General features: G+C 37.2%; 17 protein-coding genes. 14 read left to right on the top strand and 3 right to left on the bottom strand.

From position 1 onward, the window contains the following. Positions 1-156: 156 nt before the first annotated feature. From AB674_RS22880 to AB674_RS17595, 3 genes are all read right to left on the bottom strand, one after another. Positions 157-324 carry a hypothetical protein gene (locus AB674_RS22880; protein WP_165579392.1) on the bottom strand — a complete coding sequence of 56 codons (168 nt, stop codon included), beginning with the start codon at positions 322-324 and terminating at the stop codon, positions 157-159. 205 nt (positions 325-529) lie between these two features. Further along, positions 530-2524, bottom strand: a complete 1995-nt coding sequence (locus AB674_RS17600) for a hypothetical protein (RefSeq protein ID WP_047778583.1) — start codon at positions 2522-2524, stop codon at positions 530-532. A gap of 45 nt (positions 2525-2569) precedes the next feature. Next, a complete protein-coding gene (locus tag AB674_RS17595; RefSeq protein ID WP_047778582.1) occupies positions 2570-4288 on the bottom strand; it encodes an alpha-keto acid decarboxylase family protein in 1719 nt (572 codons plus the stop codon). Positions 4289-5541: 1253 nt separating this feature from the next. On the opposite strand from AB674_RS17595, the gene AB674_RS17590 reads away from it, so the two are divergent. The 14 genes from AB674_RS17590 to AB674_RS17530 all read left to right on the top strand — a co-directional run bounded on the left by AB674_RS17590 (position 5542) and on the right by AB674_RS17530 (position 23733). Next, positions 5542-6144 (top strand): DUF4255 domain-containing protein, encoded by a 603-nt coding sequence (locus AB674_RS17590; protein WP_047778581.1) that lies wholly within the window; start codon positions 5542-5544, stop codon positions 6142-6144. After that, on the top strand, positions 6141-6980 hold the full coding sequence (locus tag AB674_RS17585) for a hypothetical protein (RefSeq protein WP_047778580.1): 840 nt from the start codon (positions 6141-6143) through the stop codon (positions 6978-6980). The genes AB674_RS17590 and AB674_RS17585 overlap by 4 nt, the downstream gene beginning before the upstream one ends. A 20-nt stretch (positions 6981-7000) precedes the next feature. Then, positions 7001-9097, top strand: coding sequence for a phage tail sheath C-terminal domain-containing protein (locus tag AB674_RS17580; RefSeq protein ID WP_047778579.1), 2097 nt, complete (start codon positions 7001-7003; stop codon positions 9095-9097). Between the two features lie 29 nt (positions 9098-9126). Next, on the top strand, positions 9127-9555 hold the full coding sequence (locus AB674_RS17575; protein ID WP_047778578.1) for a phage tail protein: 429 nt from the start codon (positions 9127-9129) through the stop codon (positions 9553-9555). Positions 9556-9557: 2 nt separating this feature from the next. Further along, the gene (locus AB674_RS17570) at positions 9558-10004 is read left to right on the top strand and encodes a phage tail protein (protein ID WP_047778577.1); all 447 of its coding nucleotides are present in this window, start codon (positions 9558-9560) and stop codon (positions 10002-10004) included. Between the two features lie 2 nt (positions 10005-10006). After that, the gene (locus AB674_RS22875) at positions 10007-10165 is read left to right on the top strand and encodes a DUF5908 family protein (RefSeq protein ID WP_165579391.1); all 159 of its coding nucleotides are present in this window, start codon (positions 10007-10009) and stop codon (positions 10163-10165) included. 3 nt (positions 10166-10168) lie between these two features. Next, positions 10169-10852 (top strand): CIS tube protein, encoded by a 684-nt coding sequence (locus AB674_RS17565; RefSeq protein ID WP_047778576.1) that lies wholly within the window; start codon positions 10169-10171, stop codon positions 10850-10852. Continuing rightward, on the top strand, positions 10852-12597 hold the full coding sequence (gene vgrG / locus AB674_RS17560) for a type VI secretion system tip protein VgrG (protein ID WP_047778575.1): 1746 nt from the start codon (positions 10852-10854) through the stop codon (positions 12595-12597). Before AB674_RS17565 ends, vgrG begins: the two co-directional genes overlap by 1 nt. A gap of 4 nt (positions 12598-12601) precedes the next feature. After that, entirely contained in the window at positions 12602-12892 is a 291-nt protein-coding gene (locus AB674_RS17555; protein WP_047778574.1) for a PAAR domain-containing protein, read from the top strand. Between the two features lie 2 nt (positions 12893-12894). Beyond that, positions 12895-13305 carry a GPW/gp25 family protein gene (locus tag AB674_RS17550; RefSeq protein WP_047778573.1) on the top strand — a complete coding sequence of 137 codons (411 nt, stop codon included), beginning with the start codon at positions 12895-12897 and terminating at the stop codon, positions 13303-13305. An 11-nt stretch (positions 13306-13316) separates the two neighbouring features. Continuing rightward, the gene (locus AB674_RS17545; protein ID WP_047778572.1) at positions 13317-16490 is read left to right on the top strand and encodes a baseplate J/gp47 family protein; all 3174 of its coding nucleotides are present in this window, start codon (positions 13317-13319) and stop codon (positions 16488-16490) included. Next, positions 16478-19225 (top strand): hypothetical protein, encoded by a 2748-nt coding sequence (locus tag AB674_RS17540; RefSeq protein ID WP_047778571.1) that lies wholly within the window; start codon positions 16478-16480, stop codon positions 19223-19225. The genes AB674_RS17545 and AB674_RS17540 overlap by 13 nt, the downstream gene beginning before the upstream one ends. Positions 19226-19237: 12 nt before the next feature. Continuing rightward, on the top strand, positions 19238-21934 hold the full coding sequence (locus AB674_RS17535; protein WP_047778570.1) for a hypothetical protein: 2697 nt from the start codon (positions 19238-19240) through the stop codon (positions 21932-21934). Positions 21935-22140: 206 nt separating this feature from the next. Continuing rightward, positions 22141-23733 carry a contractile injection system tape measure protein gene (locus tag AB674_RS17530; RefSeq protein ID WP_131701557.1) on the top strand — a complete coding sequence of 531 codons (1593 nt, stop codon included), beginning with the start codon at positions 22141-22143 and terminating at the stop codon, positions 23731-23733. Positions 23734-23744 lie beyond the last annotated feature (11 nt).

The raw sequence follows: 23744 nt of genomic DNA, 5'->3' as shown, positions 1-23744 counted from the left end.
TGTAATAAAAAGTCAAACCCCGTTATTTTTAAACGATTTAATATAATCTGCGCTAAAATACCTCACTAATAAAAGTATATACTACTAAAGTAAAATTCATATTTCTGCTACAATTTCCTACGTTTTATAAAAATCAAGCCCTCATTAAGCAAAAAGCTATTTTTTTATTGAGTCATATTGCTGTTTAGTAATTATTTTATTTTTGATCATCTTAGTTAAACACTCTTCTGCCTGTTTCTTTGCAGCGTCATCCATTTTAGTCAGGTCAATTGCCGTTTGAGTTGTTTTAGCACTAGTAAAGATATTAATTCTTACTCCTCTCACTTATTATTCGTATTTGGTTTCTTCGCATAAAAATTAGCCCCCCATCGCTATTTAAAACTCGTAATAATAAATAAAACCAGTAAAGTTTCCCTTACTGGTTTTTCATATGCAAAATTGGTTGCTTTATCTTTGAAAGAAGAAGACTTTCTTTTTTTAATCTCCTTCAAAGTTTCGATAACACTTTCAACAATTTTGTCCGGGTAAATTATTCCGGACAAATAAAAGGATAGTGTACTTCACTTATAATTGGCTCGATACCGAAAAAGTCATTCAGAACAGACTCGGCAGTACAAAAAGCACCTTCTACCCAGGCTTGATCATTTGAATAGGTCTCGCCAACGATAAAAATATCACAATCGGTTTTTGGAATAAGCTGTGATGGCTTTCTGATCTTTCTTTGCACATCGCCCAAATCATAATGCGATTTGTAGGCATGATAACCTGCGTTAAAAGGAGGCAGCGACCAGTCCATGTATTTTGTTTCTAAAGGTTCCGGTACCGCAGAATAATCGGTTTGTGGACCAAAATGTAAGGATGCCAGCTGTGAGCGAAGCATTTTTACCATTACCGGTGTGGCTGTTCTTGGTCCTATAAGCGGTTGGAGGTCTCTGGACTCCGGAATTTCGCGTGTTGCTTTTGGTCCAAGTTCTAAAGCTTTCCAGAATGTTGTATATAGAATATCATCATAACTGGCCAAAATACCATATACTTTTTCTCCTTTTTCTTTTAAGGCATTATCCCCAAAATAGACCACTTGTCGGATCGGCATATCGGTAATACTTGGACCGATGGTATCTAACTCGGCTACTGCTGAAATTTGACCTTCCTGTTTATACGTTAAACGCTCTTGAATTGCATTTTCTACTGCAGCTACAAAACTGGCTTTATCGTTAAACGGATTACCTATAATCTCCGGACTTTTAGCTTCTGCTATTTTTTTAAGGTATTCAGCAGGGAACTTCTCTTGTTTTAATTTCGCTATTCCTTCATCCGTTAAAAAGTAACTCGTTAGCTTAGCCGGATAAGTTGGGCCACCTTCCGGAGTTTCTCTCCACCATGGTGTTTTGAAAAACATCCCTACTTTATAGGAAGGCTCCATAATTACGGATTCTAAGTACAGTTGTACTTTTTCATGATTTAATACATCCAAACCTTCTTTGTCGATATATCTGCTGGCCTGAGCTACTAATTCTATCGCCGCTCTTGGCATAGCAAGAAACGCAGCATCACATATTTTACTTTCTGCAAGTTTATCCGGAGCCTTGCGTGTTGCTGTTGTAAAATGTGCTTTGGACTTATCATGCAAAATAGAACGCAGCCTGGTATTTGGAAAATAACTCAGTGTAATTCCTTTCTTTTTAGCTAATTTTTCAACTTCATTAAATAAGGCATCAAATAAGCTGGAGTATCCTTTTATTAAAGTTTTGTATTCTGTACCGGGTGTAAACTCATCATTGACATTAAACGACTGGGCACTATTACTGTTTACTACGTTTGAACTATAACCATTACCATCGGACAAATAACCGAAACCTTCTTGTCCAAGCATATCATAACCCAGATTCCAATAGCCAATTTCTTTTAGTAAATCTCCTTTTTTAAAGATCGAACTCTCCGGCATTTCGATATTGATTCTTCCTTCGTCATAAAATTTGCACCATTCTCTTCTGGTTGTAGGCCCTGAATCTTGTGTAATCGCTACCGATTGTATCGTTGTAAATCCATCATCCGGTGGAGCGTCTTCACCATAATTGTTTGCCGCATAGGGAGCGGGCTGATTAGAACTAACATCAGAGACATACATATTCTTAGCACGCAAAGACATTAAGGGATCAGCGGATTCATTAAAGGGAATTGAATCTTTTTTTAAGTCTAATTTCTCAATGGTTTTAGTAACTACACGATGCCCGGCTCCCATTGGAGTACCGTTCCAGTAAGAATACCTCATACCGCCCAATTCCAGATACGAATTGTCTTTATTATCTTTATAATGCCAGGTACAAACACGTGCTCCCGGTGCTCTGGTCCCCGGATCTTTTTTAGAAAAATCGTATTCCCCCCAATCATAAAGTTCTAATACATCGCCTTTTTCAAGCATTTTTTCGTTTTTCTTAAGCTTGGAAGTTCCGTCCAGCAACCTCCAGGCTGTATAGAGCCCGGCTGCACCTGCTCCAAAAATAGAGTATGTTTTTTTTGTCATTGTCGTATGTTTTATAGTTGTTAATCTTTTGATTTGTAATTGTCTTTATTCCTCTCCCAGCCTTTTCATTTGTCGGGCGAGATCTTTTTCCGGAATTACGATTTCTACTAAACTCGGAAGATTTGTTTTCTTCTTAAGTTTAAGAAGCACTTCGTCTAATTCTGTAACCGTTTCGGCTCGGTAGCTGTTTGCTCCAAATGCTTTAGCAAGTGCCTGATAATCCCATTTTGGAAGGATATCAAATGCATCAAACTTATGTGACGGCCCAGGTTTAAACGCATCCATATCTACATATACCTGCTCTATCGCATACACTCCGTTGCTCATTACAAAAATTACAGAATTGATATTGTATCTCGCAAGAGTCGAAAGCGACTGTGCGATCATCATAAAACCACCATCACCCGCTACAGTCCAGGCTTGCTTACCACTCCCTAATTGAGCACCGGAAGCTGCTCCGGTTTCAAAACCAATACACTGCCACGCGGCCGAGGAGATATAAGCGTTCTTAGATAAACCATAAATATTAGTGGCCACATACATAGACGTACTTACACCATAAGTCATCACAATTTTGTCGAGCATTTTCTGTTTTTCTAAAAAGGAAACGGTATGTTCAAAAAAGCGGTTAAAGGTTATTACCTCGGGTGTTGCATCATATTTCGGATCGGAGTTGGATCTCCACGGCTCCGGAAATTTTGGTTGAGGTGGTGCCACGACTTTTAAAGGATAAACAGCAGCTAGTTTAAAACGTTCTGTTAAAGCTTCAATAAAGTCTTTTAAGGTTACGCCATTGTATGTAAAATAACCCACTCGCATTTCCTGCGTAGTAGCCTGAATCATGTCCGAAAATTTATTTTCTACCAACCATAAATAATCATCGGTAATGATCGTACCTAAAGACAGTATACAATCAGATCCTTCAACAAGGCTAATCACTTCGGGTATTGAGGCCTGATCCGAATAAGTTCCAATAAATTTATCTCCTTTCTCATCCAGCACTGTTTTTCCCAGTGACGTTGTCGTGTACAACATGCCACTTTCTTTAATAAGTTTTTCTAACTGGTTGGTTAAATCATGTCGCAAGAGCTCTACACCTGCCAAAATTATAGGCTTTTTTGCCTGCGTAATTTGAGTCCAGGCTTGAGTAACAGCATTATCAAGTGCCGCCGGTTCACTCTTTATGATTTCGGCCTGTAGTTTTTTAGCCGGTGGTTTAGGACAAGGTTCGCCCCACACCTCTTTATAACAGGCTATGTACACCGGACGTTGATAGGTAAGTGCTGCAATAAGTAGTTTATCGATTTTTTCGGGAGCACCTACCGAAGTGCTTAAAGTCTCGGCAGCAACCGTTACCCTTTCGTATACTTCCTGATCTGCGTTGAGGTTACCTGTTGAGTGGTGGTAAAGCACATTGTACATACTTCCTATTTGTCGGGCATCTGATCCGGGAGTGGCGCTAATTACAACAACGGGACTACGCTCTACATACGCGCCTGCAATCGCATTCAAGGCGCTAAAAGTACTAACCCCATATTGCAAAGACACCGCACCTAAACCTCGGGTACGCGCATAAGCATCTGCCGCATAAGAAGCGTCTAATTCGTTAGTCGTTCCGATGGTTTCGATGCCATTGAAATCTTCTAAGGCTTGTGTAAAATGTTTTACATAATCCCCCGGAATTTGAAAAACTTCGGTAACATTTAATTGTTTGAGTCTAGTAAGCAGATAATCTGCAACTGTAAATTCTTTCTTCGCTTTCATCTTTTTATATTCTAAATTAAAAGTTGTATTTGTCTGTCGATTAGGGATCTCTTCGTTTTGCTTTTTTGAAGACCTCTCTATTTTTATGTTTTACATTTTTATAAGAATCTGTAAACTATCAACCTCATCCGGTCTCCTTTTTTTTACCTGATCGCTAAAAAAACATATCCTGAAAATAAAGCTAACAGGACTTGTATTTCCTCATAAAAATACAAGGACACAAAAGTTTAAATTGAAAAATAGGTATGAGTACCGGATTCTTATCCGCAGGAAACCGAAATGGCAGTATAAAATCGTTTTTTACATTTTTAGAACATCCGCTTTTATTTAAACATGCCTGATCCCTCTATAAAATTCCTTTTATCACCTTTATTTAAAACAAAAAAGTATCCATTATTTGATTCTCAAATGTTTTAAAGGAATCAAATGTAGAAGAAATAGACTACATTACACTAAGTATAATTACCCGTTTTATATCTTAATTGTGCATTAAAAAAATTAAAACAGCAATACAATTTCCCGCCTGTAAAAAAATAAAATGGTATTCGAATGATTTTATAAACTACTCCAAAAAAAGAAAGACATACTTCGGGAACTAACAAAGGAGATCACTTCTCTTTATTTCTTTATGTCTTACACAAAATAGCCCAGCAATTTTCTACAAATAACAAGTCCAGCAATTTTAAGAACAACTACTTACTTAAAAATGAACACTTTATAGTTTTTATATTATAATTTTTTAAGGTTTGTAATAAAATACGACGGTTTTATTTTTGCAGAAATTAAAGCTAAAATTTGCAATTACAGCTAATTACCTAATAATCAATACTTTACAAAAAATAAATTAAACGAAAAAAGGGTAAAAATACCCTTTTTTGATGCCCTTTCTTTTTTCTAACTTAGACATAACTATCAGCCATACAAACCATTACAATTTTAAAGTAAAATCTACACCCCCCTCTTTTACTTTTTAATCTACGCCTTGGAACTAATCCCTTTTAGTCAAATTTTATATAGTGTTAGTACAATTCGGATGTCATGAAAAAAGCAAAAAAACACTTATTTGATTCCTAAAATAAGGGAATAAATCAAAAACTGAATATCGATTATATCTAAAAAAGTAAGCTCAAAATGAGCATACAAATACTGCTTTTAAACAGTTAGAAATTAGGAATTATACCCTCGCAAAGTAGGTTTGTGTATAAGGCAATCAAATTAGTAATACGTATAGAATATTTAAACTTTATCCCAAGATGATTTTTGAAGTTATTCAGATAATTACAGAACAAGTAAACAGCTATCTCGACGAAATTGGGCTGGAGAAAACAATTGTGGCTGAAAATATCGCTTTTTTAGAGTCTCAAAACGAAACCATAGCGACAAATTTAGACGATAAAGTAGCGCTTACGTTAATTAATCTGGACGAGGAAGCTACTTTAAAAAATGTTCCCAATCACGCTATTGAAAATACTAAAACAATATACAAAAACAGTATTATCAATTTAAACCTGTACATACTCTTTAGTGCCAACAGAACGAAATACATCAACTCCCTTAATGACATTTCGAAAATCATTGCCTTTTTTCAAGGGAAAAAACTATTCACACAAGCCAACACTATTTACAACAGAAATAATGTTGCCATGGCCAATATTGACAATTTCAGATTCACAGTAGAACTCTATACCCCCACCTTTGAGGAATTGAACTATATCTGGGGAACATTAGGCGGCAAACAGCTTCCATCGGCTTTATACAAAGTCAGCATGATACAAATTGAGCGCAATATTGCACAAGGAGAAGGAGAATTGATCAGCAGAATTAAAGGTGTAACAAAAACAAGCGAGCAATCATGAGTTTTAACCTTACATATGGATTGTTATTTGAAGTAACCGTTTTTCACAGTTACTTTCTGAACAACGGCGAAGAAACTTTTGCGGCCATGTCAGGCGCTGACAAAGAAAAAATGCTGCAAAATTACAGCGCCGATGACTTTGTAACGATAACGCCAACTTTAGAAACCAATACGACACTCAAAAACTACAAAATGGTATTCAAAAAAACCAAAACAGGTTTTAGAGTATACATCAAAGTCAAAGAAGCAGACGAATCGGATCCTTTTATACCAACTCCAGTTGATGTGAACTTAAACTTCTTAATAAGCACAAACGACTATCAATTTGAAAATTATACTGATTTAGACTTTGCTTTCGATCAAGTATTTTTATTCAGCAACGTCAGACCTGCGAGTGAGCCGGTTACTTTTGAATACCTTCCAAAAATAAACGACAACAAGTTAATTTCAAATGCCTTTTTAGTATCTGAAGCAACCACTGTCGATTTAATAGCCACACTACACCCATCACAGAAACAAGATGTCTTCGGACTTGTTTCATTGACGCTGCAAGGCGACAATGCTCCTGATAATATTATTGATTTGGGCAAATTGAATAGTCCGCACTATAAAATTCATTTTGACAATCGAAAAACGCTTTGGAAATACATCAACCGCAAAGCAGCAACTGAAATTGAAACCAATGCTGCAAAACCACTGACTTACTCGGGTTTTGTTGAAATTGACCCTCTTACCGATTTTACGCCTCCGGAACCGGCCAGCAGCCATTATCCTAACCCATCCGTAAAATCAATAACAAAAAACAATGGTGATTACTATTCGGAAATATTTATCTAATAATTAAAAACAAATCAATTATGGCAACAACTTACAAAACGCCTGGAGTATATGTTGAGGAAATCGTAAAGTTTCCTCCTTCCGTTGCCCAGGTAGAAACAGCGATTCCCGCTTTTATTGGTTATACTGAGAAAGCTACGAACAAGATTAATGGAGATTTGAAATTGAAACCGACAAGAATAACATCTCTCTTAGAATACGAACGCTTTTTCGGCTTTGCAAAACCAGAAACAACCATTAGTGTTACCATTAATGATGTTTCAACTGATACTGGCGACACAAGATCTATTATTGTGGATCAACCGACTTCAAAACAACCTTTCTTGATGTACTATTCCTTACAACTATTTTTTGCAAATGGTGGTGGTCCTTGTTACATTGTATCGGTAGGTCGTTACGGAAATGATTTGGATGATGCAGACAGTCCTGTTATAGCAATCAACAATAGCGTAGCGTTGAACAATGGATTATTAGAATTAGAAAAAATAGATGAACCCACATTAATCCTGTTTCCGGACGCCACAAAAGTATCCGCAATAACAATCACTGATTTCTACGGATTGTACAACAATGCCTTAGCGCAATGCCAAAATCTTCAGGACCGATTTACTTTAATTGATACCTTGAATTACGATGAAACAAGTCCAACAGATACTAATATAGATGATTTAAGAAATAAAATCAGTTCTGAAAAAGACACTATTAAGTACGGAGCCGTTTATTATCCACACTTAGAAACCATATTGGACTATGCTTTTGATACTACCAAAATAATATTAAAACATTACTCTTATACGGCAAAAGCTTATGATAAAATCGCTGCAGCACTTGTACCTATTGAAAGTCCTGTTACCGGAATTGCGGCAACAGTAAATAAACTGGTTAATGAACCTGTTGTGGGAAACATTGCGGGTCAAATAAGTAACATGTTTTTACAGATGTACAATAATGGTCCGAACGATTTTAACCTGGCAGTAAGTTTTACCAGTGACGCTACCAAAAAAACGACGTTTTTGAACAACCTGAATATTTTACTTGCAACCTTAGAAGAATTATCCCTTTTGAGAGATGCACTAAACGACGAAGCAAACGCGGCAATTAGTACAATATCAGACGAAGATATGGTTATTGCAGGTACAATTTCAAGTACTTTGACGGCCTTTAACTTGCTTTTTACGGCGAACAATAAAATCGATTCTGTATATAAAAACTTAAAAACATTAAAGAAAAAAATACAGACTGAGAACGCAACAGCGAAACTGCTAAAAATTGTTCAAACAGATACCGTAAGTTTTGATACCGAATTAAAAAAACTGGTAAACTATACTCCTTTGACCACTCAAGTAGCCATTACCGGACTTACAAGTAGCTTTACAGGTTTTACCGTGGCCTTACCTGCGCTTATAAATGCTATTAAATCCGTTAGTGGAAAAGATTTAAATAATGGTGAATTAAACGGAAGAAAATTAAGCACTTTAGAAAGCATTGACAACGCTACTTACAACAAAATTCTAACAGAAATTTACAACCTGCCGATCACACTTCCTCCAAGTTCTGCTATAGCCGGAATTTATGCCAGAGTAGATAAAGACAGAGGGGTTTGGAAAGCACCTGCAAATGTTAGTCTGAACTATGTTATAAGACCTACTGTTAAAATCACCAACACCATTCAGGACAATCTAAATGTTGATACTGTTGCCGGTAAATCCATCAACGCCATCAGAAGTTTTACTGGAAAAGGAACCTTGGTTTGGGGATCAAGAACCTTGGCAGGTAACGATAACGAATGGCGTTATGTTCCGGTACGTCGCTTCTTTAATATGGCCGAAGAATCCATCAAAAAAGCATCCGAACAATTTGTATTTGAACCTAACGATGCCAATACCTGGATCAGAGTGAGAGCCATGATCGAGAATTTCTTAATTCTTCAATGGCGCGCCGGAGCATTGGCCGGAGCAAAACCTGAACAAGCCTTTTATGTTAGAATCGGACTGGGACAAACCATGTCGGCTATTGACATTCTGGAAGGCCGAATGATTATCGAAATCGGAATGGCAGTAGTGCGTCCGGCAGAATTTATCATTCTACGTTTCTCTCACAAAATGCAGGAATCTTAATTAATATCAACATTAAAAATATATAGATCATGAGTTATCCGCTACCAAAGTTTCATTTCTCAGTTGACTGGGGTGGAACAAAAATAGGATTTACAGAAGTTTCCGGATTAGATGTAGAAACTGAAGTTATCGAATACCGCCAAGGAGCAAGTCCTGAATACAGTAAGATCAAGATGCCCGGCATGCAAAAATTCTCCAACATCACGTTGAAACGAGGAACCTTTGCAAGCGACAATGAGTATTACGCCTGGTGGAACACGGTAAAACTAAACACCATCGAAAGAAGAGATATCACGATCAAATTACTGAACGAAGAGCACGCACCGGTGCTGATCTGGAAAGTAAAAAATGCGTGGCCAACTAAAATTCAATCCACCGATTTGAAAGCTGACGGAAACGAAGTCGCTATCGAATCTATGGAATTGGTGCACGAAGGTTTATCCATTCAAAATGACTAATCATGGCTAACTATTATCCACCTGTCGGTTTTCACTTCTTAGTTGAATTTGAAGGTCTTGGTTCGAAAGAAAAAGACCATCAGTTTCAGTCTGTTTCCGGCTTGTCTGTTGACATTGAAACCGAGGAGATTGCCGAAGGTGGAGAAAATAGATTCAAGCACAAACTCCCTGTAAAGACAAAATATCCAAACCTGACTTTAAAGAGAGGAATACTGATTGATTCTGTTGTTATTGATTGGTGCAGAGATGCGATAGAAAACTTTTCTTTCAAACCCGTAAACCTGACCATCAAATTGCTGAATCAAGAACATCAGCCTTTGATTTCATGGAACGTGGTTCATGCCTATCCTGTAAAATGGTCGGTGGAAGATTTTAATGCCGAAGAAAGTAAGCTTGTAGTAGAAAACTTTGAGCTTACCTACAATTATTTCACCTTACTTAAAAGCTAGTTATGCCCATAGAAATAAAAGAGCTTCACATTAAAATAAACGTGAACGAAGGATCGAAACCGGCAACTTCTCCCAGTACTCCAAAAAGTACCGATGAAGATGCGGTAGCCGAATGCGTAGAACAAGTACTGAAAATCATCGAACGTAAAAAAGAACGCTAAGTCATGTTAGGAGAATTAGAAAAACTAAAAGTCGTTGCCTATAGTGACCCGGAATTTAACAACAAAATTTCCGACGGTACCTTTTCTACGCTCATGAATCCGGAAAAGTACACGTATCACTATAAAATCGAAACCGATAAAACGCAGGCTTCAGGAACGAGCACCATCGCTCCGAAGTTCAATAAAAAATTACCTGAAAACCTCGAACTCGATTTTGTTTTTGACCGATCCGGCGTAATCAACGGCTACGAAAGTTCCGACGATGGCATCATTGATGACATTGAGAAATTTAAAAAAGTGGTTTTAAATTACAACGGAGACAAACACAAACCCAATTACCTGATTATTTCGTGGGGAACATTGCTCTTTAAAGGAGCTTTGACTGAAATGGATGTAGAATTCAAACTCTTTAAACCCGACGGAACACCCATCAGAGCAATTGCAAAAGTGAAATTTCAAGGTTTTGTTGAAGACAATTTAAGAGCCGCAAGAGAAAATAATAAGTCACCCGATTTAACGCATTACAGAACGGTAAAAGAAGGTGATACTTTACCCTTGATGTCCTTTCAGATCTACGGCGATTCTAAGTATTATCTCGAAGTCGCCAAAGCCAATAACATTGTCAATTTCAGAAAATTAAAAACAGGGCAAAAACTATTTTTTCCACCCTTACAAAAACAATCTTAATGAACAATAGCGGAGTCATACAAACCAGTAAAAGTGCCGATTTAGTAACACTTAAAATTTTAATTGAAGGCGAAGAATTATCTAAAACCTATCAAGTAAAAAGCATAGTGGTGCAAAATGAAGTCAATCGGATTCCTATGGCTCAAATTGTTCTGGTAGACGGAGAAGCTTCTGAAAGAGAATTCAAATTGAGCAATGAAGACCTATTGATTCCGGGCAAAAAAATTGAAATTCATGCCGGTTATCACAGTGATGAAGAAACCATTTACAAAGGCATCATCATCAAACATTCTATCAAAATAAAAAGCAGTGCTTCTTTGCTGATTATCGAATGCAAAGATGAAGCGGTAAAACTCACTATTGGAAGAAAAAGCAAATACTTTTATGAGGTAAAAGACAGTGAAGCATTTGAAAGCATTATTGATCTTTACGGCCTGGAAAAAGACGTTGAAGCGACTAATTTCAGTCATAAAGAACTCGTTCAATACAATACCTCCGACTGGGATTTTATTGTTTCGAGAGCACAAGCCAATGGCAAACTTTGTTTTGTTGAGAACGGAAAAATTACCATCAGCAAACCTGATGTAACAGGTTCGTCTGTTGAAACGATCACTTTTGGAGCTACTTTACTTGATTTTGACGCCGAAATCGATGCCCGAAATCAATTTGCCAAAGTGTCCTCCTACAGTTGGGATTATACCAATCAGGAGTTAGTTGAAATTGAAGCCAATGACCCAAGCGTAAGTTTGAACGGCAATCTTTCGGCTTCTGATCTGTCTGAAATTATCAAGCTTGAAAACCTTGAATTACGTCACGGCGGTACCATTACCGAAGCAGAACTCCAGGATTGGGCCGATGCTAAATTATTGTTTCAACAATTATCTAAAATCCGTGGAAGAGTTAAATTTCAAGGCATTCCTGCCGTAAAACCGAATACCATAATTACGCTGGAAGGTGTTGGAGATCGCTTTAACGGTGATGCCTATGTCACAGGTGTTTTTCATGAATTGTCAGAAGGAAACTGGACAATCGATGCCCAATTCGGACTAAATCCGGAGTGGTTTTCTGAAACGTTCGACATTCATACACCAACCGGCTCAGGAATCATCCCCGCCATAAAAGGACTGCATGTTGGAATTGTCACCCAATTAGAGAGTGATCCCAATGGTGAAGATCGCATTTTGGTAAAAATCCCCATCATCAATAACGAAGAACAAGGCATTTGGTGCCGGGTAGCTTCACCGGATGCGGGGGAAAACAGAGGTGTTTTTTTCAGACCTGAAATAGAAGACGAAGTCATTATTGGATTTGTCAACGAAGACCCGAACAATGCCATCGTATTAGGAATGCTTCACAGCAGCGGAAAACCCGCTCCAATTGTGGCTTCCGATGACAACCACCAAAAAGGAATTGTAACCCGAAGCGAAATGAAGGTTTTATTTGACGATGAAAAAAAATCCATCGGAATTGAAACCCCTGCCGGCAAAAAGATCACACTCGATGAAGACAAAGGCGTGATTATAATTGAAGATGAAAATTCAAACGTAATCACCATTGATAGTAAAGGAATAAAAATGGAAAGTGCCGGAAACATTGAGTTAATCGCCACCGGCGATGTAACGATTGAAGGCGCAAATGTTTCCTTAAAAGCAAAAGCACAATACAAAGCAGAAGGAAGCGCAGGGGCCGAAATGTCATCGAGCGCCGTTGCGATTGTAAAAGGAAGTATCGTACAAATAAATTAAAATTATGGGAGCACCAGCCGCCAGAATTTCAGATATGCATGTTTGCCCAATGGTTACCGCAACGGTTCCTCATGTGGGTGGTCCGATTTTACCCCCGGGTTCACCAACCGTATTAATTGGTGGAGTTCCCGCAGCATGTGTAGGCGACATGGCCACTTGTACGGGACCACCGGACAGTATCGTTGCAGGCTCTGCAACGGTTTTAATTGGAGGCAAACCCGCCGCACGAATGGGAGATTCAACCGCACATGGCGGCACAATAGTAGCCGGATTAGCAACGGTTTTAATTGGTTAATTATGGAAACGGAACAAGATTTTTTAGGTATTGGATGGAGTTTCCCTCCTGAATTTAATGCAGGCAGCAAAACAGTCACCATGCTCACTGATGAAAACGACATCAAAAGCAGCCTGGAGATTTTGCTTTCAACCAAAATTGGCGAACGCATCATGCAACCCAAATACGGCTGTAATATGGATGAGTTGCTGTTTAATCCATTGAACCAAACCTTAAAAACGTTTGTTTCTGAATTAATTAGAACGGCCATCCTCTATCACGAACCAAGAATTGACGTTGAAAAAATTGACATTACAAAAGGCGACGATTTGAATGGCGAATTATTGGTACTGATTGATTTTATAGTACGCGCCACCAATTCGAGAATAAATATGGTGTATCCATTTTACAAACAAGAAGGAACCGATTTATAAATTGTTAGAAGATGAGTAATTGTACCAATATAGTGAGTGTTTTGACTTCGAATGGCAGCGACCAAAAGCAACGCTATATCAATGCGCTGCAACCTGAAAACATTCGTCTTAACGATTTCGAACTGACCGACTGGGTTTTATTTGCTTATAATTTTTCTGAGTATGTAAATTATTTCGAAACGGCTAATCCCAAAACCCCATCAGGTGATTGGAAACCTTTTTTCGACTTTTTTAAATTAACGGGAAAAAATCCATCCATAGAAAATCAATTGTTACTGGATCGGATTAAAAAAGAACTCGTTGATCTGATTACGGAACAAAAACAAGAGTTTGCTATTACCCCGCATTTGACTTTGTTTATTACTTTTTTGATGTTGTTGGAAAACAGCAAAAAAAGATACAACAACCTCACCAAACGCCATCTTGATTTTTATTACAATCAAGTTTTACATATTGACAAACTCCCTGCGACACCGGACAAGGTGTATCTTGTTTTTGAATTAGCCAAAAATGCGGTTCAGGAAAAAATTGACGCCAAAACAGGCTTCGATGGTGGCAAAGATGCAATCGGAAAAACCAGAACTTATTCTTCAAACAACGAATTGATTGCCAATAAAACAGTTGTTTCTTCATTGAAAAACATTTATAACGACGTCCTTTCCAAAAAAATAGTAGCCAGTCCGGTTGCTAATTCTTATGATGGTTTAGGAAAAGCATTTCCCGATAAAAACAACACCCAATGGTGGCCTTTTGGTTATGTGAAAGACGACAGTTTCCCAACAGAATTACCTGATGTTACGCTGGGTTTTGCCGTTGCCTCTCCTATTTTTTCATTAGCCGAAGGAAAACGAACCGTACAGATCAGCTTTACCTTTCAAAACAACATCACTAATATCACTTCTGCTGCCCTGAGAGCTTGTTTAAGCCTGCAGTTAACCACCGCCAAAAAATGGTTTGAAGTGGCTGAAATTTCAGAGATAGCCCCCATTAAAGTTGGGGAACCTTTCAATACTTCCGTTAACGGAAAAATCATGAAAATTGCTTTTGTGCTCGATGAAAATGCAGACGCCATTACGGGTTATAACCCCAAAGTACACGGCGAAGAATTTGCTACGGATTTGCCTCTTGCCAAATTCTATCTCGATACAACAGAAGCCGGTGGCTATGATCTTTACAAATCATTAGCCCAAAACAAATTAGAAACTATCACGATAAACATAGATGTACAAAACATTCAGAACGCTGTTTTAGAAAACGATATGGGTACTATCAATGCGGTAAAACCCTTCTTCCCTTTCTCAACACAACCTGTTATAGGTTCGAATTTTTACATCAAATACGACGAGGCTTTTACAAAAAACTGGAATGCAATCAACACTGAAATTTTTTGGAAAAATACACCTGAAAACTTTAAAGATCATTATAAAGGATATAAAAAAAGCAACTACAAAGTGATTAACCGTGTCAATTTTGCCACAAATGATGCTATTGCAGCCCCAACAGGAGATGTCGTTGACATTGTAGCGGATAAGAATTATTTTAAATACAGCCTTTCCGTTTTAACCAATAACATTTGGAAAAATAACGGATTAGACGCGGTTTTATTTAATGAAATTACACCCATTAGAACCACCTTCACGTTTAACAATGCAAGTTACATTACCGAGAAAAACGGACAATTAAAATTGACCTTAACGAATTCTTTTTTGCATGACTTATATGCAAAAACCTACGCCTTGGCCATTTCCAATGACATCAAAACGGTCGGAATTCCAAATGCGCCTTACACCCCAATGGTGGAGCGTTTTGTTCTGAATTATACGGCTTCAGAAACGACTCGTTTTATCGCCTCGGGAACACAAACTATTGAACAGGTTTATACCACAAACAAAGCCAAATTATTTCATATACATCCTTTCGGACATGCAGAAGAACACTCTTATCTAAAATCGACTTTAGATTATGTAGAAAACAAAAATTCGTATTTGCTTCCTACCTATTGCAAAGGTGGGGAATTGTTTATTGGTCTGGAAAATGTACAGGAATTACAGCAAATCACCTTGCTTTTTCAGGTATTGGAAGGAAGCGAGAATACCTTAACCCCCTCCTTCACCGCAAAACAGAAAATAGAATGGTCCGTTTTGGGGAATAATGAATGGCGTACGCTTAACTATTCTGATATTTTATTGAATGAAACCGATAACTTATTGCAATCGGGCATCCTGAAATTCAGCTTACCCAAAGAAGCCACTCAAAACAATACCAGACTTCCTAAAAATTATATCTGGCTCAAAGCCAAAATGCATAAAAAATACGATGTCGTTTGTAAAATGATCGGCATTCATTCGCAAGCCGTTTTGGCTACTTTTCAAAACAATTCCAATGAACTGTCACATCTCAAAACCGGATTAGAAGCCGAAACTATTTCCAAACTAATCCAAAGACTGAGTAATGTAAAATCGGTAACACAACCGTACAACAGTTTTGATCACAAACCCGAAGAATCTAACGAAGAGTATTACAGAAGAATAAGCGAACGCCTTCGTCACAAAAACAGAGCGATTACCATGTGGGATTACGAGCATATCGTACTGCAAAAATTTCCGGAATTATATAAGGTAAAATGCCTGAATCATACTTCTGAAAATTCCTACCAATCGCCCGGCAATGTGACTTTGGTTGTGATTCCGGACACGGTAAACAAAAACGTATTCGATATTTATCAACCCCGAGTAAGTACGGCGACCCTTAACAAGGTCAAAAAACATATCGATCAATTGAACTCGTTGCACGTAACTACTTTTGTCATTAATCCAAATTATGAAGAAGTTAAGGTTGATTTAAAAGTAAAATTCAAACCCGGTTTTGATGAGAATTTCTACTCACAACAACTCAATACCGATATAATCAAATTTTTATCGCCTTGGGCACTCGACAAAAATAGTCCGATCACATTTGGAGTCAGTATTCACTCGAGTTTGCTCATTAATTACATCGAAAAGTTAGGTTATGTTGATTATCTGCAAGATGTAAAACTATTAAAGAATGGCGCCCTGTCAGATAAAGTCGCGGTTCCATCCAATCCGAAATCGATTTTAGTTTCAGCAAAAAGTCATTTCATCAGCACCGACATCAAACAATGTACTGTTAACACCATAGAAAACAAAGAAGAATGTCAACTGTAAACCAACATATCAGCATCCCGAAAAACGTCAGTTCCAATGATGACATGAGTTTTGACTTCCTTCGAAAAAAGGGAATCGAGTATATTGAATCGTTAGGAAGCCAATTTTGGACCGACTACAATACGCATGATCCCGGAATTACGATTCTGGAAGTCCTTTGTTATGCGATTACCGATTTGGGTATGAGAATCAATTTGCCGATCGAAGATTTGTTAAGCAATAATTCCACCCCAATCGACGAACAGTTTTTTACCGCTGCCGAAATTTTGCCAACACAAGCAGTTACAACTCTTGATTACCGCAAAATTATAATTGATATTGAACCCGCAAAAATCAAAAATTGCTGGCTTCAAAAAACGACCAAAAAGTTATTTATCAATTGTAAAAAGGGAAAGATTTCGCTCAAAAAAGAAGACTTCGCAGATACCTTGCCTACTTTTATTAAAGAATCTGAAATCAAAGGATACTACAATATACTGGTTGATTTTGAAGAAAGTACGGTTGCCGAGAAAAAGCTGCTTAAAGCTAAAATAATCGAAAAATTTCACGAGAACAGAAACCTTTGTGAAGATATTTTAGAAGTACGTGAAGTAGAAATTCAGCCTATAGCGGTTTGTGCTTTAATTGAAATTATTCCCGAAGCCAATGAAGAATATGTTCATGCCGCAATTACTTTAGAACTCGAAAAATACTTATCCCCAACCATCAGATATTATTCGTTAGCCGAAATGTTTGAGAAAGGTTATTCAAGTGATGAAATCTATGAGGGCCCTTTTCTGAATAACGGATTTATTGATACCACAGAATTAGAAAACTCGTCTTTAAAAACAGAAGTACGCCTTTCAGACATTATGCAAATCATCATGAATGTAGAAGGGGTAGCGGTAATTAAAGACATCTCATTGAACAATTGTGATGCTATAGAAGCAGAAGGAAGCGTTTGGAACATCTGCATTCCGACCAATAAAAAACCAAGTCTTTGTTCTAAAAGCACGCTAAACTTCAGCAAAGGAGTTTTACCTGTTACAGTCAACAAAGTAAAAGCCAAAAAGTACTTAGACGAATTAAAAGAAGACCTTGCCTATTCCCAACAAAAGGCGGCTAAAAACAGGGAACTAAAAATACCGCAAGGCCGAATTGTAGAATCTGATTTTTATACCAGTGTTACCAATAACTTTCCTGAAAATTATGGTATTGGCGAAATTGGTTTGTCGGAATCTGCCAGTGCGGAACGAAAAGCCAAAGCCAAACAACTTAAAGGATATCTGCTGTTTTTTGATCAGATTCTGGCCAGTTATTTCAAACATTTGAGTAACATCAAAGAATTGCTTTCTATCAGCAACAATCTGCCAAATACCTATTTTACGCAGCCCATTTCAGATATGACGGGTTTTAACGAAATCGTAAACAATACCTATCTGAATTCAAGCGAAGAAAAACTGGACGAATTGTTATTTGGTCATCTGGACGATGCTGTGCAAAGACAAAATGAAATAAAAGACCATCTTATTGCACGATTTGCAGAACGATTTGCAGAATATGCCTTTTTAATGAAATCATTATACGGTGCTGCTTCTGATGAAATTGTACTGCAAAACAAAGCTGATTTTCTAATCAATTATAACACCATAAGCAGCCAACGAGGAAGCGGGTTTAATTACTTCAATCAGCCTGTGTCTAATCTGTGGAATACGTTTAATGTAACGGGATTGGAAAACCGAATTGCGGGTTTGTTAGGAATTAAAGGCGATCAAAATCCGTATACAAGCAAAAGAGGAATCAAAAGAAAAAATATCTCTAATTTATTTGTTCAAATCTATGATCCGAGTCCTGCTGTGCTTCCGAATCTTTTTAGATGGAGAATCAGAAACAGTGCGACCAACATACTGCTAACCGCAACCGAAGATTACCCGAATCAATCGACTGCCATTAAGGAAATGTATCTTGCCATCCTGAAAATCTACGAAACCACTGAAAAAGAAATCGAGCACGCGTTTGATGCTCTTATAAAAGACAGAGACAACGGAATTCCTTTTAAAGATACCGTAATGAATACTTTTGAAGTGATTGAATCCAATACGCATAAATATTCGTTTCACATCATCAATCCGGAGTTTGTCAACGATCTCAACAATCCGGATCGAATCATAGCCCGTCAGTACAAATTGCATCTGACTTTAGAGGATGTAAAAGAAGCGATGATTGATTTACTGACTTTCTTTAAAGAAGAATTCAGCGATGAGGGCATTTTTCTGGTAGAACATATACTGCTGGTTCCCGACCCCGACAAAGTAATTGACGAAAGTTATTATATGCCGATTTGCATAGAAGATTGTTCGGAGGATTGCTGTGTACCCAATCCGTATTCGTTTAAAATCAGTGTGGTTTTACCCGGTTATACCTATCGTTTTGCAGATGTTGACTTTAGGAATTTTGCCGAAAACGTAATCCGGCAAGAAATTCCGTCCCACATTTTGGGTAAAATCTGCTGGATCGGATATCGAAAAGACCATATCACCCCAAAAAACAATGACTTGATAGATTTTGAAGAGGATTTCAAAAAATTCCTGACCGATAAAACGCAAAACAAACAAGATGCTTTGCCGGACTTCATCAAAACATTATCAAATTTAAATTCTATTTATCCAACAGGCACCTTGTACAATTGTGTCGACGAAGAGGAAGAAATTTCAGGAAAAATAGTTTTAGGAAGAACAAATTTAGGAACATTATAAAAATACAAGGTCATGGCAACAAAACTTACTACCATTACAGGGCATTATCATAGTTATGTAGAAGATCAGGTGTTAACCCACTATCAGCTCAATGAAACTATTGATTATTTTGATGACCAAAATCGATTGGATAGAATCTCTCTTACGGGTACAGGAATTGTTTGTGGCTTTCAGCTTTCTGCCAATGCCGACTATTCTACCGTAACCATAACACAAGGAACCGGAATTACGACAGACGGGGATTTGATAAAATTAAAAAAAGAGACAGACAAACCATTGTCCATTCTCCTTAAACAAAAATTGTTTACCGTTGATTTTGCCAAGATCGATTACAAATCCTACCGATTGTTTGATAATGATAAAGGCAAGTACCTTCCTTTTAAAGACATCAACAATGTGATCCTGCCGATGTGGGAATTACTGCCTGAGAAACCACTCGGAACTCCTTTGGAAAGCGGGGAATCTTTATTAACCAGTTTTGTTAATTTAAAAGATCATGTTGTAATACTGTATCTTGAAAATTATACCAAAGATGCCTCTTTGTGTGATGAAATTGATTGTTCCAATAAAGGTGGGGAAGAAATTTTCAATATCAGAGTTCTGGTAGTGAGTCAGGCAAATGCCAATAGCATTATTGGTAAAAATGGTTTTCCGGAAAAAGACAGTCTTTACAATAAATATGACGTTTTTCAAAAATACAGTCAGCTTGATGAATTGGGAGTCAAAAAAGTAATCCCAACCTTCAACAGTACCTCAACAACCAATCAGATCAAACAACTTTTTAATACGGTGGTCAATGATAATTCGTTCCGAATTGACTTAATTGCCAATTTAAGTACTGTTCTTTCGTCCTTTGGTTATGCAGCTCCGCTTTTAAGTATTGTTAACCGCATCAATATTTTATTTACAATTGACCCGAACAATATCCCGGCAGACATTCATTATCGATACGATTTATTAAAAGATATCGTGGCGACTTACAAAGAATTGAAAGACCTTTTCATACAACTCAAATCGGAATGTAATCCATCTATTACTTCATTTCCAAAACATTTATTGCTGGGAGTGGTAACCGATAACAGTCGTTTTAAAAATTACAGACATCAATTTTACAAAGCGTCTCTTTTAGATCAGAATAAAACATTCAGCAATTTTGACTCTTTGGTGCGAAGACTTAAAGGCATTTTAGATAATTATCTGGTAACTGCTAATAGTATTAAAATTACCCCTTCTAAAACAATGGGTAAATTAGGAGCTAAATCGGTTCCTTACTATTATAATGTTGATGACAATTTATTGCATGCCTGGGATTTTGAAAAAAGCAATCTTTATATTCATCAAACCAATTTCAGTTACCACACGACTAATCTGTTGAACAACGATTATATCAAAGCACCGCTGGGGTATTGCATAGACGATTATGATTTTTACCGTATCGAAGGTTATCTGAATGATAGCGTTGATGATGTAAAAACGTTTCTAAATGCAAAGAAAATCGAGTACGGATTGGATTTTGATTTTTACATCCTGGACATCGTCGAAAATGCGGCCGATCTAAAAGTTTTATTCAACACCAATTATTCGTTTGAGCATAAAGCCGGTGTAAAAAAAGGAGGAACTTTATTGCTGCTGAAATCAGGAGCCACCTTCATAACCGATTTTGCCATTGAGGGAAAAATAAGTCCCGACAGCGGATTGGGCTGTTGCGCCATTACAGAATGCATGTATCCTTGGATCAGTTCCTTAAAATACATCAATAATTTATCGCGAAGCCTTAAAGGAACACCAAGTAACATCAAGGCAATGCCAACGCATTATATTCTTAATGTGAGAAAGTACAGCATCAACGGGGTGAATTTAATCACCGCTCCGGTCATCGTCAGAATTCCGTTGACCGATGTGTTTTTACGCAGACTTCATGTGGTCATGCAAACACTCAACACTCAATTCCCGACAGGTCTTTTGTTTGATTTTATTGAAGAACAAAAGAAACTCAAAATCATGAAATTGGACAAAGATAAATTTGAATTTGAAGTTCAGGACATCACGCAAAAATCGACCAGTCCTGTCTATAAATTTACAGAAACCGGAGTGACCAGAAATGGCAGAATCTATCGTGCCGAAGGTATCACCTGCTCGGTTCTTAATGCACACAATCAAAACATCTATAGAAAAATTCACAGCAACTATGATCCGATCAATAAGGATGATGACGACTTTGGAAGATTTGATGAAGACTGGAGAAAATGGGAGATCCTTAAAAAACGTTTAATCCGTCATACCGCTATCGCTAACTACCGCAGATTTATTGACAATTTTGAACAGTTCGAGAATATTCCAAGTGTAGATGTAAATAAAAGTGTGGGACGCGAATTACGTGAAATTGCACGTGCTCTTCGCGCTGCCGATACAAGAGTTACCGATATTTATATTGGAGGAGACTGGACCAACGGAAACTGGGTAAACAGCACCATGTGCAACTACTATAGTACCATGCCGTGGAGCACCAACGATGATATAGTTTTATTCATCAACCTTAGAAAAAAATTACACAATGAGGATCGTGTGAGCAAATACATGATTCACATCAACAATAATATAAACATAAATGTAAGTCAGTTGGCCGGAGTAATCAGTTTGTATTCTAAAAAAGCGGAGTTTTATTTTCAGAAACCGACAGAAGGAAATTTTATTCAGATACCGGTATAAAAAAAGATAAGCTTCAGACCAAATAAAGCTAGCGAGTCTGAAGCTTATAAGGGGCGGCAAACCATCGAAAACACATGAGAGAGACGAGATAAAAGATACACGAGTGCACCACACGACGCAAACAAAGCAAACAACAGAACAAATGCCCAGTATTCCCACATCGGGAGTATCAAAGATAGAAAAAAAAATCAAATTACCAAATAAAAATGACTAAAAATTCACATAGCATCCAAAAAGTTTTTTTAGAGATAGACACCCATTCTATGGCAATGGCTGATGCTATCAAAAACAACCTTGCCGTGTTTATAGAAAAGGAGTTGGTTCCCATCTTAGAGAATCAATTTAGTCACATTAAAAACCTTGATAATCAAATCATTCAAATAGAAAAACTGGAAATTTCTATCCAGTCCGATGCCGAAAAAAATGATGTTTCCTTCTTTACCAGTGAGACCAAAAACGATATAAAAAACCGAATCGAAAAAGAGATTCAAAAGGCTTTACAGGACGTCCAAAAAACGTCTAAAAATGAAGCCGAAGAAGCACCTGAAATGCGCATAATTTCTTCCGACGATAAACAAATCAAAACCTTACTTTATTTCATAGAAAACGGAAGTATGCCTTGGTGGACTATCAGTGAAGAAGAAATCACTTTTTTTGAAATAGTAAATTCCAATACACTTCAAAATGATCGTTTTAAACTTTCATTTCACAAATTAATACATCAAAAAAGGGTTCAAAAACGTATTATCAATCAATTCTCCAATTCTGAAATTGCGCTTTTGAGTGCCGTTTTTTTAAGTCCCGAAGTGAATCAAAAAACGCTTTCAAAAAACAGTTTATTAGAAGTACTCTCTAGTCAGTCGCACGAATTTAAAGCTTCGTTTTGGCAAGTGATTTTTGAGATTTGGACCGACCAAAAAGTAGCTTCCCTTATCCCCTTTTATTACAAAAATGAAGCTCTTTTTTCATCAAAAAACACGACACTTGAGCTTTTTATTCAAAGTATAAAAACCTTTTTTCCGCTTCCTATTAATGACGATGAGCTCCTGCAAATAAAGATTGCTTATTTGATTTCTAAAGAAACCAAACCAATTATAAAGTCCTCTCCTTCGAAAGGCAATGACGAAAAAAACAGGGTTAAAGGAAAAGAAAAAGAACAACTTTTTCCCGATACAAATTCGGATACTACTAAAGAAGAATATGCCTCCGAATTGGCATCAGAATCAACATCAGAAACGCCTTTGATAAAAGAAGAATTATTAATTGAAAAGGAGAACGATGAACTTCAGGAAAACAATAGCGACTTCAAATCCTGTTATGTGAAAAATGCAGGTTTAATCCTCTTGCATCCCTTTTTAAAAGAAATGCTGAAAAGCTGTGATTTAATAGATGATAACAACATCCTTTTAAACAAAGAATTGGCCGCGCATCTTTTGCATTATGCCGCTACCAAAAGAGAAAATGACTACGAACATGCCCTGCTTTTTGAGAAGTTTTTATGCGGAATCCCATTGCAGCAGTCCATACGAAGAGAGGTTAAAATTAACGACAAACACAAACAACAAGTAGAAGAAATGTTAGACTCTGCCGTGTATCACTGGTCGGCTTTAAAGAATACTTCTACGGCTGTTTTAAGAAGCGAATTTCTGCAAAGAGAAGGCAAATTGGACTGGAGTGAATCGAATCCAAAATTGTCTATTGAACGAAAGACGCAGGATCTTTTACTCGAAAAAATTCCGTGGAATATTAGCATTGTCAAAATTCCGTGGATCGAAAAATTAATCTATACCCAATGGTAAAAATTTATAGT

This window comes from Flavobacterium sp. ABG, from assembly GCF_001027725.1.
Lineage (GTDB): Bacteria > Bacteroidota > Bacteroidia > Flavobacteriales > Flavobacteriaceae > Flavobacterium > Flavobacterium cupriresistens.
This window is presented reverse-complemented; position numbering and strand designations above follow the sequence as displayed.